This window comes from Clostridium saccharobutylicum DSM 13864 (genome assembly GCF_000473995.1).
GTDB lineage: Bacteria > Bacillota > Clostridia > Clostridiales > Clostridiaceae > Clostridium > Clostridium saccharobutylicum.
On the sequence record NC_022571.1, the window covers coordinates 2662169 to 2675304 of the forward strand.

Sequence of the window (13136 nt, forward strand, 5' to 3'; positions counted from 1 at the left end):
CCACCCAAATTTTAATATAAACTTTGCAAAATAAAAATACTTTTTATTTTGCACTTTAATATCTGTCATTTTAACGGCTGACTTCCCGTACATTTCTACTCTTAAACATTTCAAAATATCACCTCAAACACCCATTCAATAATATCTATAGTATTCGAATCTCACTATACTTTCGAACTCCCTTTATACTACGTTTTATTATCTACTATTCTCATCACAGGTTTTAATATATTTTATTATTGTTATTTAGCTCTTCCCTCTTTAAATAAATCTCAGCTTCACCTAAGCTTCTTATCATATTTTCAACAAAATATATTGAGCTTGGCCTATCTGCATAATAGTTTAAATATTAATCTTCCCCTTAAAATTTATTGCTTATTGCTATTTACTAATAAATTCTATTTAAATCCCTCTTTTAAATCTTTAACAAAATCAATTACAGCCTGTTTACCTTCTGCCATTCTTTTAACTATTGCACTACCTACAATAACCCCATCACAGTAGTCTTTTACTTCTTTTACAACTTCTTTTGATGATATTCCAAAGCCAATGCACATTGGTATATTTACAATTTTTCTAACTTCATTTAAGTATTCATGAGTTCCACTATCTAAAGTATTTCTTTCACCTGTTGTTCCATTTGTAGATACACAATATACAAAACCTTTTGCATCTTTAGTTATAGCTGCTATTCTATCTCTTGATGTTCTAGCAACTAATGGAATTAAATAAATTCCATTAGCTTCGCAAACTTTATCAATTTCTCCTCTTTCTTCAAGGGGAACATCTGGAACTATAAGACCATCAACTCCACTTTTTGCTGCATCTTTTATAAAGTTTTCTAATCCCTTAAAGTATATAACATTAAAATAAACCATTAGTACAATAGGAATTTCTGACTTTTCTCTTATTAATTCTACACATCTAAATACATCTTTTACCTTTGTTCCATTAATAAGAGCTTTTGTATATGCATTTTGTATTACTGGACCATCTGCAAGAGGATCTCTAAAAGGTACACCAATTTCAACTACAGTTGCATTGTTCTTTTCTAATTCAATTACTAAATCAGCAGTTTCTTCAATTGTAAAATCTGCTCCACATGTTACAAAAGGTATAAGAGCTTTCCCATTACTTTCTTTTACTTTATTAAATGATAAATCTATTCTATTCATTATTTTTCACCTAGATATGTAAGCACAGCATCCATATCTTTATCTCCTCTCCCTGAAATATTTACAATTATAATTTTATCGCTTCCTAATGTTGGTGCTAACTTTTTAGCTTGAGCTACTGCATGTGATGATTCAAGTGCTGGTACTATTCCTTCAATTTTTGTTAGATACATAAATCCATCCATTACAGCTTCATCATCTGTTATGCCTACATACTGAGCTCTATTAGTATTTGCTAAATATGCATGTTCAGGTCCAACTCCTGGATAATCAAGACCTGCTGATATAGAATAAGCTTCAAGTACTCCTCCATCATTATCTTGAAGTACATAACTTAACATTCCATGTAAAATTCCTTTTTCTCTTTTTGTAATAGTTGCTGCATGTTCACCTGTTTCAATACCTTTACCTGCTGCTTCAACTCCAATAAGAGCAACTTCCTTATCCTTAATAAATGGATAAAATATTCCGATTGCATTACTACCACCACCAACTGGCGCTAAAATATAATCTGGAAGTCTACCTTCAAGTTCTAAGATTTGTTTTTTTGCTTCATCTCCTATAACTCTTTGAAAATTTCTAACCATAGTTGGATATGGATGGGGACCAGCTGCTGTTCCTAAAACGTAAAATGTATCTTCTACATTTGCAGCCCAGTATCTTATTGCTTCAGTTACAGCATCATTTAAAGTTCTTACTCCATTTAAGACAGGAACTACTTCTGTTCCAAGAAGTTCCATCTTCTTAACGTTCATAGCTTGTCTTTTTATATCTTCCTCACCCATGAATACTTTACATTCCATTCCAAACTTTGCTGCTATTGTAGCAGTTGCCACACCATGTTGTCCTGCACCTGTTTCAGCTATTACTTTCTTTTTCCCCATCCTTTTAGCTAAAAGGATTTGACCCAAAGCATTGTTAATCTTATGAGCACCTGTATGATTTAAATCTTCTCTCTTCAAATAGATCTTTGCTCCGCCTAAATCCTTAGTCATATTTTCAGCGTAATAAAGTGGACTTGGTCTTCCTGTATAATACTTTAAATAATACATATATTCTTCCATAAATTCTTTATCATCTTTAACTCTTTCATAAGCTTCTTCAAGCTCAATCAAAGCATTCATTACAGTTTCAGGAACATATTGTCCCCCAAATTCATTAAATCTACCATTCATTGTTTTATCAACCTTTCTGTTATATCTTAATGTTATAAAATAATTTTTTTATAGCAATTCTAACTATTATTTTCAGTATTTCTAAACACTTATTCTTGAATATTCCTTACTTTGTCAATTAATATTTTCATTTTTTCAAAGGACTTAATACGCTGTCCATCTTCATCTATAATTTCAACTCCAGATGAAACATCAATGCCCATAGGATTTACTTCTTCTATTCTCTCTAAAACATTTTTCTCGTTTATTCCACCTGCTAAGAAAAATTTATTTCTTTTTGAATCTAAATTTAAAGTCATTTCATTGCTTTTGTTATTAATACTTAATTTAAAATCTTCTAATGAATAACTTTCTCCACTTCCTGGATTAGCTCCATCAATCAAAAAACTTTCTATATAATCTTCATTTATTTTGTCTTTATTAACATATTTTTCGATCTCATCATTATTAGTGATTGATAATGCTTTCCATATTTTTACCTCTTGCTTTAGATTTTTTCTTAGTTCTCTTATAAACGCCAAATCTTCTTTCCCATGTAATTGAATAATATCTAATCTAACTTCAGAAATAACTTTCAATATTTCTTTTATTGAATTATCCCTAAATACTCCAACACTTTTAATATCTGAATTTAATTCATTTAATAATCCAACTGCCATTTCATTATTAACTTTTCTTTTGCTTTGTGTAAACACCAATCCAATATAATCAGGCTTTAATATATTTACATATTCAATTTCTTTTTTATTAGTTATCCCACAAATTTTGATTTTAATCATATCTATTACTCCATAAATTTCACTCAAATATATTCCTTTTTATATCGATTGATTTCTAAATTGTTTATATGCTTCTTTAAATTCCTTATTATCAATATTTCTCATGAATAACTCACCAACTAGAACGCCATCGGCTCCAAGTTCTTTCATTTTTTCAAAATCTGTTATGCTCATTATTCCACTTTCAGCTATAGAAATCTTATCATTTGGAATCAAATCTATAAGTTCTTTAGTAGTTTCCAAAGAAACTTTAAAAGTTTTTAAATTCCTATTATTAATTCCTATTATCTCACAATCATATTTTAAAGCTAATTCAAGTTCTTCCTTATTATGAATTTCAACCAAAGGCTGCAAATCATATTTTTTTGCTTCTTCATAAAACTTACCAAGAGAATCTTTTAAGACACTTGCAATTAATAATATTCCATCAGCTCCTAAAAGTTTAGCTTCATAAATTTGATAAAAATCTAAAACAAAATCTTTTCTAAGTATTGGTGTGTGTGAAATCTTCCTAATTTGCTTAAGATAATCATCACATCCTAAAAAGAAATCTTCTTCAGTTAAAATTGAAAATGCATCTACACCTAAAAAATTATAATAATGAAAAATTTCTTTTAAATTAAAATCTTGTACAATTATCCCTTTTGAAGGAGAAGCTTTCTTGAATTCTCCTATCACAGATAATCCTTCTTTTTTTAATGCAGCTTTAAACGGATTTTCAAAATTTTCGCCTTTAATTTCCCTATCGTATTTTACCTTCTGCATAGCTTGCTTTCTTAATTCTTCTATAGGAATTTCTTTTTTTCTTAAATTAACTTTTTCTTTTTTTATTTCTAAAATCTGATCTAGAATCATAGTATCACCTCTTTTATATTTGTTCTTTCTGTATATTTAGGTACGCGAAAATATCAAATGGACTTGCTATTTATTTGAATATGCCTTACAAGTTATAAAATTTTAAATTTCTGCTTCAACTAACTCTTCATATTTTCTATAAGCAATTCCACTATCGATTAGTTCCTTGGCTTTATTAATTCCTTCTTGCAATGTATCACTTATTTTAGCAACATAAAGTGCTGCTCCACTATTCAAAATAACTATATCTCGCTTAGGACCTTTTTTACCTTTTAGCACGTCTACTATAATTTCTGCATTTTCTTTAGGTGTTCCACCTTGTATGTCTTCTAATTTTGCTTTTTCAATCCCCAACTCTTCTGGATTCAATTTATATAATTTAACTTTTCCATCATTAATTTCACATACACTTGTGCTAGTTGTTGTTGTTATCTCATCTAATCCATCATCACCATGAACTACCATTGCTCTTTCAAGCCCTAGATTTAATAATACTTTTCCTACATTTTCAATAATATTGCCATCATAGATTCCCATAAGTTGTCCTGTAAGTGGTGCTGGATTTGAAAGTGGTCCTATTAAATTGAAAATTGTTCTTGTAGCTAATTCTTTTCTTTCAATAGCTACATTTTTCATTGCCCCATTATATTTAGGTGCAAATAAAAATGCCATTCCTTTTTCTTCTATTATTCTCTTACTCTCATTTTTATCATAATCTACCTTTATTTTTAGTTCACTTAAAACATCAGCACTTCCGCTTTTACTTGAAACTGCACGATTTCCGTGTTTTGCAACTTTAGCTCCACCGCTCGCTGCAACAATTGCTACTGCTGTAGAAATATTAAATGTTTTTCCTCCATCTCCACCAGTACCACAAGTATCTATTAAATTCTTTGAATTTTCTATTTTAACAGGTATTAAGTTGTCTCTAAGTGCTTTAACCGCACCTAACATTTCTTCACTTGTTTCCCCTTTTACTCTTAGTCCGATTAAAAATCCTCCAATTTGAGAAGAAGTAGCTTCGTTTCTCATAATTTGATTTATAACATCTCTTATTTCGCCTTCTGTTAAATCTTCTTTTAATGTTATTTTCTTTATTGCTTCCTCTATTTTCATGATAAACTCCCCCTTAAACTTTAATTGCTTATTTATTTTTAAATTAATTGCTTGTGCTATCATCACAAATGTTAATTACAAAGTTTCCTATCATATGCTTTCCCTTAGGTGTATATATAGATTCTGGATGAAATTGAAATCCAAAAACGTTATATTCTTTATGCTTAATTGCCATAATATCATTATCCTCTACAGTTGCTCCTATTACCTCCAAGCAATTTGGTACTGAAGCATTTTCGACGATCAATGAATGATATCTCATAACATCTAATTTTCTAGGAATTCCTTCAAAAATGTCTTTACCTTTAACTTGAATCTTTGATGTCTTACCATGGAATATTTCATTTGCTCTTACTACCTTTCCACCATAAGCTACTGCTATGCTTTGATGGCCAAGACAAATACCTAAGATAGGTATTTTATGTCCTAATTTCTTTATAACATCTATAGATATTCCAGCATCTTCAGGAATTCCTGGACCAGGTGATATAACTATACCTTTAGGATTTAATTTTTCTAATTCTTCTACACTTATTTCATCATTTCTATATACTCTTGTTTCTGCAAATTCACTTAAATATTGATATAAATTAAAAGTAAATGAATCATAATTATCAATTAAAACTATCATCTTAGTACCTCCTTCAATACCATTAGCTTATTTTGTATTTCATCAAATTCTTTTTCAGGTACTGAATCATATACAATTCCTGCACCAGCTTGCAATATTGCTGTTTTATCTTTTAATAAAAGAGTTCTTATAGCAATAGCCATATCCATGTCCCCTCCATATGAAAAATATCCAACAGCACCAGAATAGATTCCTCTTTTACAATCTTCCAATTCTTCAATTATTTCCATTGCTCTTATTTTAGGAGCACCCGATACTGTTCCAGCAGGTAAACAAGCAGCTAATGCATCAAAACCGTCCTTGTCATCTTCAATATCTCCAACAACTTTTGTAGTAATATGCATTACATGAGAGAATTTTTCAACTTTCATAAACTCATTAACATTTACAGTTCCAATTTTACTAACCTTACCAATATCATTTCTTCCAAGATCCACAAGCATAACATGTTCAGCAAGCTCTTTTTTATCTTCCATTAATTCTTTTTCTAAATCACTATCAATTTCTGGAGTTTCACCTCTTTTTCTTGTACCAGCTATAGGATTTGTAATAACTTTACCATTTCTTACTGATACCAAACTTTCTGGTGATGAACCAATAATTTGATAGGTATCATAGTCAATAAGGTACATATATGGTGATGGATTTTCTTCTCTAAGTCTTCTATAAATCTCCAAATAAGATTTATTAGTTTCACAAGTCATTCTTTGAGATAATACTATTTGAAAAATATCTCCAGCTAATATATGCTCTCTTGCCTTCTTTACATTTTCTATAAAATTTTCTCTAGAAGTGTGAAATTTAAAGCTAACATCACTTTTTTCTTCACTTTCTTCTGTTAAAGTTACCTTATACAATAAGGAATTAATATATTCTTTTTGAGAACTAATTACTTCATCATATTTTCTATCATCATCTTTTAAAATATTATCTATAACATATACCTTATGAGTAAAATGATCATAACAAATATATCTATTGTAAAAATTGAATCTTATTATTGGAAAATTTAATTCATCTGGATTTTTAAAATTTAATTTTTTTTCATATAATCCTATAGACTCATATCCCATGTATCCAATTGCACCACCTTTAAATGAAAAAGGATTGGTATTCTTATCAAATTCTATTCTAATTTCCTTTTTAACTTCATCAAGCTCTTCTTGGCCATTTCCATCAATTTCTTTATAAGGATTTTCTCCCATAAATGAATATCTGCCAAAATAATTTTCTTTGGTTCCACTTTCGAAGATAAATTTTCTCTTTCCTTTAAAGCCGTCAAATAGCCTTATAGGTGTGATTTCATCTCCTCTAAATTCACTAATCAAAGAAAATACAGCTTTATCATTCTTTTTTTCTTGAAAATCTTCTCTTGAAATATTTATCATGATTTTTCCCCCTTTTGGTATACTTAATTGCTTTTTATGTATACACCTTAAATTAAATTTTACATTAACCATTTTTTTATCTTTTATACAATAAAAAAAGCCACTTCATTCCAATTAAATTGGGACGAAGTGACTCGTGGTGCCACCCAAATTTTAATACATAATAGGCATTTGAACTTATTATTATACTAATTCATAAATATAATTAATATTAATTTAGCCTTTGTCAAATAATAAATTATAATCATCTTTTAAATTTTATTTTGATTAAATTACTATATTGTTATCAACTAAATAATATTAAATTTAAATTAGTATAATAAAAAAGTACTTCATCCTTACCAGGACGAAATACCAAAATTTCGCTATACCACCTAATGTATATACTTTATCAGATACGGATAATTTAAAAATATTTATAATCTAAATTAATTATCTTATATCCTGTCATTTTAACGGCTGACTCCCCGTACATTCCTACTTTATAAACTTCAAAATGTCACCTCAAAGACCCATTCAATAATACCTACAGTACTCGAATCTCACCAAATCTCCGAACTCTCTTTACACTAAGCTGTATTATCTACTATTCTTATCACTGGCTTTATTTAAAAAATATATTTTTAACTTGATAAAACTATAACATGTTTCACTAATTTTTACAAGCGTTTTTTATAATTTTTTAGACAAATATTCCGATATATTCCATTGTATAGTACAAAAAAAGATTAAAATAACTGATTATACTAGTATTCACAATAAATAAATTATTTTTCTCACATCATCTACCTTTTATTTATTCTATATATTTTTTCTATCTAATGAATCATTGATACATTTTAGATTATGTTTTTCGGCATACTTTACTTTACATAATAATTATTATATATAATAACCATTTATAAAAAAGCATACTAAAAGAAATTTATATTTTATAAAATTATATATATATTAACATAACATTTTCTGCACTTACTAATGGTTATTCAAATATAAAATTTGTAAATAATCTTGCCTTTTCATGAGATGTTAATTTAACACTCTTTCCTTAAATTAATTTATCACTGTATTTGATTACTATTCATTAAAACTTTATCTATATAAAAATATACTCGTCGTTAAATGTATCATAATATCTTATGCTTAATTATTTTTTGCATAAAAAATGGACATTTTTTATAATGTCGTTATAATTATCTAATAATATATTTCCCAAGTAAAAATTGTTACATCCTTGCTTGTCCTTATTTGTTTATAAAAACTGTACAAATCTCTCAATCCTTACAAGTCAAATCTCATAGATAAATTAGTTAACAATAAAAAAATGCCTCATTTTTACATTAGCTCTAATAAAATTTAAAACTATATAGTACTTTCTTGTATAAGATGTAATTATAATTATTTATATATAATACATATCATCCTTACCACTATTCTTATAATCTTCTACCAAATCTTCTAATGTTATTGAATTAAAGAAATTCTGTATTTTGGTATTTATCACATTCCAAAGATGATCGCACATAAAATTTTCTATCTCATTTTCATCATGCTCTACATCAATTAAAAGTAAATCTCCTTCTAAAACACTTAAAATCTGTCCAATAGAAAACTCTCTTGAAGACTTTGCCAAATAATATCCGCCTTGAGCACCTTTTTTAGCATTAATTATCCCGCCCTTTCTAAGCGATGAAAAAATTTGCTCTAGATATCGCTCCGATATACTTTCTCTTTCTGAAATACTTTTAACTGTAACCATCTCGTCTGAAGAATATAAACATATATCTATTAAAGCTCTTAATCCATATCTACCTTTTGTTGAAATTTTCATAAAACCACCATATCCATACCTTTCTAGTTTAGGCATAAAACTACTTTTTTAAAATATGCCTTACTATTTAATTATATTAATAGTTTTTTATAAAATCAATAATACTATACCTAATTTTAATAATACATGCTTCTCCCAATTTATTGAGATACATCATTATATACTGAAATAAAATAATGTAATTACTTTTTTAATTCACTTTGTTTAAATATTTAAATTATTTTTTATAATATAGGCACACTAAAAATAAATAGTTTCTAAATACATTTAGTGATTGACAATCTTGAATGAGTAATTATATTATAGAAGTTAGTGCTTGATTAAAATAGTAACTTAATCATTAATATGCACAATAAGAAAGGTATGAAAATTATGGATTTTAAAGAATTAGGACTTAGTTCAGATATAGTAAATATATTGAGTAAATTGGGAATTACTGAACCAACACCTATACAAAAAGAAAGTATGAATTTTATAAAACAAGGAAAAGATGTTATAGCAGAAGCTCAAACAGGTACTGGTAAAACTCTTGCATTTTTACTTCCTATACTTGAAAATATAAATCCTAAATCAAATAAAGTTCAAGCTCTAATATTAACTCCAACTAGAGAACTTGCAATTCAAATAACAGATCAAGCTAATAAATTTAAAGAATTAAAGGATTTTAATATCCTAGCTGCTTATGGAGGACGTGACATATCATCTCAAATAAAAAAATTAAATAACAATATTCATTTGATAATAGCAACTCCTGGAAGACTTATAGATCATTTAGAACGAAAAACAATTGAATTAGGTGATTTAAAAACTTTTGTTTTAGATGAAGCTGATCAAATGTTGTTTATGGGCTTTAAAAATGAAGTTGAAACTATAATGAAGGAAATGCCTAAGAAAAAACAAATGCTTTGCTTCTCAGCTACAATGGATTCAGCTGTTAAAAAGTTAGCTTATAGATATATGAAAGATCCATCAATTGTATCTATACAAAAAGATGAAGTTACATTAAGTGCAATAAAGCAAAATGTAGTCGAAACAACTGATAGAAATAAAAGAGAGTCTTTATGCAAAGTATTGGATGAAGATAATCCTTTTATGGCGATAATCTTCTGTAGAACAAAAAGAAGGGTTGATGATTTAGAAGCCATTATGCATAATCGTAAATATAATTGTGTAAAAATACATAGTGGTATTCCACAAAATAAAAGAGAACGAATAATGAAATGTTTTAGAAATGCCGATATTCAATATTTAATCGCTACAGATGTAGCTGCTCGTGGACTAGATATAAGTGGAATAACTCACATTTATAACTATGACATACCTGAAAGTACTGAAAGTTACATTCATAGAATTGGTAGAACAGGAAGAGCTGGAGAAAGCGGCTATACTTGTATGTTCATCGATCCCAAAAACAAAAAAGCATTGGAAGAAATTGAAGATGAGATTGGTTTTAAAATTCCAAGAAGAATTGTTGAACTATAACAAATTTACTTATACTTCTTAACACTTATAAAAATTTAATTCTACATGTTTATAGGTGCTAAGCTCTTTTAAATGTTAAAAAACTGTATATAATAAAAACGATGCAACAATAAGGTCTATTTTCATATTTATGCATCGTTTTTATTATATCCTATTTTATCGAGTAAATTTATCACTAACTTGGATTTTACATGTACCGCTAAGATTTTCATCAATTTTGGTATCATAAATTCTAGCAAGTTTAAAATTTGATACCTCTCCATCTATAAATTTTGAAGTAACTTTTTTAAAATCTATAGTATTTGTGTTCCCGTTGCAATATGATGTCCCAATAAAAGTATTATTAGAATCCTTCGAGTCTTGTCCATATATTACATAAATACCATCTTTAAACCTATCATTTGATGTTAATGTAAAATCACAATATTCCTTATCCTCTTCATTTTCATACCCAGATATTTCGAATTTTGATACATCTATATTCATAGCAGCATTCTCAATAACCGTCATTTTTTCTGATTTTGAATTTAAAGTAAGATCATTATCTGGAACTATATTAGCTATAATATAATCTCCACTTTTCATTTCACCTAATCTTGCTGAAATTGATACAAACTGCTTTGATTCTTCTTCAACTGTTTTTTTATAATTCCAATTACCTGTTCTTATTTGTTTATCATTACTATCATAAACTTGTGTTGATACTATATAATTACCATATCTTAATAAACTGTACTCAAATAAAATATCATTCTTATCTACTTTCCATTCTGGTTTACCAATAGTAGAAATATTCTGCATAACTCCGTTTGATGAAAAATAATATGTCACATCATCAATCCTCACAAAGCCAGTTTCCATAGCTCCATCTGAATTTGTATAATACCTATTATTATTAAGAAGAATCCACCCCTTTACCATTGCACCATCACAATATGGATCCATATAAAACCATTTACCATTATCTTTTATCCATCCTATTTCTTTTGATCCATAGTTATCATAACAATACCAAGTATCATTTATTAATTTCCATTCAACAGCATTATTACTACCCTCTTTTGAATTTTCAGTATTTTTATCTTCTACAACATTATCCTCTTTGGAATTATTATCACTATTCTGTGTTTTTAGTTGAATTCCATCTGGATTAAAGGTTTCTTGTGAAGAAGCACATCCAGTTATCATAATGCTGGTTAATATTGTCATAGATAAAAGTGTTAAAGCAACTATTTTACTTATATTTACCTCTTTCACTATCATCCCCCCCTTTATAATCATTTATCAAAAAATGGTACTAAACTGATAATAAATTATTATATAATAATATGATTAATAAATTTTTAAAGATTAACACTTCACCAAATATTTCACATTACTATTTTACCATATATTGTAAGAAAATAGTAATGAATCAAACTATTTTTATTAAGTTAATTATAAACTCACAAAATTCTTACAAATTATAAATTTCCGAGCAATTAAAATAATAAAATTATAGTAAGAACACGAAATTAATTTTCTTGATATTAGATGATATTAAAAAGTTTAATCATCTTATTTATATACAAATATAAACTATAAAAATTAATAATGTATACGATGTTTTTATGCAAAATTAAAGAGCAGTACGATATAAACGCACTACTCTATCTTTAATGTTATTAATATTAAATTCTCTTTTTCATATTATAAGACTAATTTCACACTATTGATACTTTTTAGATTAAACCTATTTAACCATATTGATTAATTTAATTTCACCATCTAAATTTATACAGTCTTTGCACTATAATTTAAATGGTTAGTATCATTTAAACCTAATAAAACTGGTTTTAAATGAATATCGAATGTTATTGTATTTATGCAAGTATTACCCAATGCCATTTTATGATACATAGTCATATCCCATCCAAATATACCTATAAGCGCAGCTTTAATTATTCCTCCATGAGCAACTATTGCTACTTTTTCTCCTTTATGTTCTTTGACTATATTCAAAATACATTCTTTAGCTCTATTTGAGGCGTTTTGTATACTTGCATCTCCACCACAAAACTTACCTTCCAACTTATCACTTCTCCAACACTTAAATATTTCTGGATATTTTTCAGATATCTCTTTAATAGTCAAGCCTTCCCATTCTCCAAAATTTATTTCTCTAATATCTTGTGCAATCATTACCTTTTTCTTAGTTTCTTCTGATATAATTCTCGCTGTTTCTAAAGCTCTTATAAGTGGACTAGCATATAGGAAATCAAAGTCTCCTTTAAGTCTATCTCTCAATAATTTAGCCTGCTTTATTCCTTCTTCTGATAAAGCTATATCTGTACATCCTTGAAATTTTCCTAATATATTCCACTCAGTTTCTCCATGCCTAATTAATAATATTGTAGTTTTCATATGTACCCTCTTTCTTAGACACATTCAAAAAATGACGAGTCCATTTAGTTACCTGTTATGATTGCAATTAACCTCATTGCATGATGAAAAATATCCACAGCAAATTGGACTTATTATTTATTTTCATGTATCTTAATTTCCCATTTAATTGCAAGTTCTTAATTATTGTATCATATTTTTTGCTATAATTTTATGGTTTTGCATTTCAAATCAAAAGAACTGTATCAAAATAAATTTTAAATACAATATATTGCACTAATTTCGTATTTTTGAACATCCTTTTATATTTAAATGTAATTTT

The 13136-nt window shown here is 27.6% G+C and carries 11 protein-coding genes; 1 reads left to right on the forward strand and 10 read right to left on the reverse strand.

The features are described 5' to 3' along the window. Positions 1 to 398 precede the first annotated feature (398 nt). The 8 genes from trpA to CLSA_RS11425 all read right to left on the reverse strand — a co-directional run bounded on the left by trpA (position 399) and on the right by CLSA_RS11425 (position 8950). Positions 399 to 1175 carry a tryptophan synthase subunit alpha gene (gene trpA, locus CLSA_RS11390; protein ID WP_022746481.1) on the reverse strand — a complete coding sequence of 259 codons (777 nt, stop codon included), beginning with the start codon at positions 1173 to 1175 and terminating at the stop codon, positions 399 to 401. Continuing rightward, complete coding sequence (trpB, locus tag CLSA_RS11395) at positions 1175 to 2350, reverse strand: tryptophan synthase subunit beta (protein ID WP_022746482.1); 1176 nt, start codon at positions 2348 to 2350, stop codon at positions 1175 to 1177. The genes trpA and trpB overlap by 1 nt, the downstream gene beginning before the upstream one ends. An 89-nt stretch (positions 2351 to 2439) precedes the next feature. Continuing rightward, entirely contained in the window at positions 2440 to 3129 is a 690-nt protein-coding gene (locus CLSA_RS11400; RefSeq protein WP_041716249.1) for a phosphoribosylanthranilate isomerase, read from the reverse strand. A gap of 39 nt (positions 3130 to 3168) precedes the next feature. Next, entirely contained in the window at positions 3169 to 3984 is an 816-nt protein-coding gene (gene trpC / locus CLSA_RS11405; protein ID WP_022746484.1) for an indole-3-glycerol phosphate synthase TrpC, read from the reverse strand. 102 nt (positions 3985 to 4086) lie between these two features. After that, positions 4087 to 5100 (reverse strand): anthranilate phosphoribosyltransferase, encoded by a 1014-nt coding sequence (gene trpD, locus CLSA_RS11410; protein WP_022746485.1) that lies wholly within the window; start codon positions 5098 to 5100, stop codon positions 4087 to 4089. Positions 5101 to 5143: 43 nt separating this feature from the next. Beyond that, positions 5144 to 5731, reverse strand: coding sequence for an anthranilate synthase component II (locus CLSA_RS11415; RefSeq protein WP_022746486.1), 588 nt, complete (start codon positions 5729 to 5731; stop codon positions 5144 to 5146). Further along, positions 5728 to 7119 (reverse strand): anthranilate synthase component I, encoded by a 1392-nt coding sequence (gene trpE / locus CLSA_RS11420; protein WP_041716250.1) that lies wholly within the window; start codon positions 7117 to 7119, stop codon positions 5728 to 5730. Before trpE ends, CLSA_RS11415 begins: the two co-directional genes overlap by 4 nt. Before the next feature lie 1402 nt (positions 7120 to 8521). Further along, a complete protein-coding gene (locus CLSA_RS11425; RefSeq protein WP_041716251.1) occupies positions 8522 to 8950 on the reverse strand; it encodes an RrF2 family transcriptional regulator in 429 nt (142 codons plus the stop codon). Between the two features lie 372 nt (positions 8951 to 9322). Here CLSA_RS11425 and CLSA_RS11430 point away from each other — a divergent pair, with 372 nt between their 5' ends. Then, positions 9323 to 10432 carry a DEAD/DEAH box helicase gene (locus tag CLSA_RS11430; protein ID WP_041716252.1) on the forward strand — a complete coding sequence of 370 codons (1110 nt, stop codon included), beginning with the start codon at positions 9323 to 9325 and terminating at the stop codon, positions 10430 to 10432. A gap of 156 nt (positions 10433 to 10588) precedes the next feature. Here CLSA_RS11430 and CLSA_RS11435 read toward each other — a convergent pair whose 3' ends face one another. After that, positions 10589 to 11689 (reverse strand): N-acetylmuramoyl-L-alanine amidase family protein, encoded by a 1101-nt coding sequence (locus CLSA_RS11435; RefSeq protein WP_022746490.1) that lies wholly within the window; start codon positions 11687 to 11689, stop codon positions 10589 to 10591. A gap of 516 nt (positions 11690 to 12205) precedes the next feature. Beyond that, entirely contained in the window at positions 12206 to 12835 is a 630-nt protein-coding gene (locus CLSA_RS11440) for a histidine phosphatase family protein (protein WP_022746491.1), read from the reverse strand. Positions 12836 to 13136: the final 301 nt, after the last annotated feature.

Bases quoted from the DNA above. Each gene is read 5' to 3' on its own strand.
- trpA (WP_022746481.1), bottom strand. From the start codon at position 1,175: ATGAATAGAATAGATTTATCATTTAATAAAGTAAAAGAAAGTAATGGG.
- trpB (WP_022746482.1), bottom strand. From the start codon at position 2,350: ATGAATGGTAGATTTAATGAATTTGGGGGACAATATGTTCCTGAAACT.
- CLSA_RS11400 (WP_041716249.1), bottom strand. From the start codon at position 3,129: ATGATTAAAATCAAAATTTGTGGGATAACTAATAAAAAAGAAATTGAA.
- trpC (WP_022746484.1), bottom strand. From the start codon at position 3,984: ATGATTCTAGATCAGATTTTAGAAATAAAAAAAGAAAAAGTTAATTTA.
- trpD (WP_022746485.1), bottom strand. From the start codon at position 5,100: ATGAAAATAGAGGAAGCAATAAAGAAAATAACATTAAAAGAAGATTTA.
- CLSA_RS11415 (WP_022746486.1), bottom strand. From the start codon at position 5,731: ATGATAGTTTTAATTGATAATTATGATTCATTTACTTTTAATTTATAT.
- trpE (WP_041716250.1), bottom strand. From the start codon at position 7,119: ATGATAAATATTTCAAGAGAAGATTTTCAAGAAAAAAAGAATGATAAA.
- CLSA_RS11425 (WP_041716251.1), bottom strand. From the start codon at position 8,950: ATGAAAATTTCAACAAAAGGTAGATATGGATTAAGAGCTTTAATAGAT.
- CLSA_RS11430 (WP_041716252.1), top strand. From the start codon at position 9,323: ATGGATTTTAAAGAATTAGGACTTAGTTCAGATATAGTAAATATATTG.
- CLSA_RS11440 (WP_022746491.1), bottom strand. From the start codon at position 12,835: ATGAAAACTACAATATTATTAATTAGGCATGGAGAAACTGAGTGGAAT.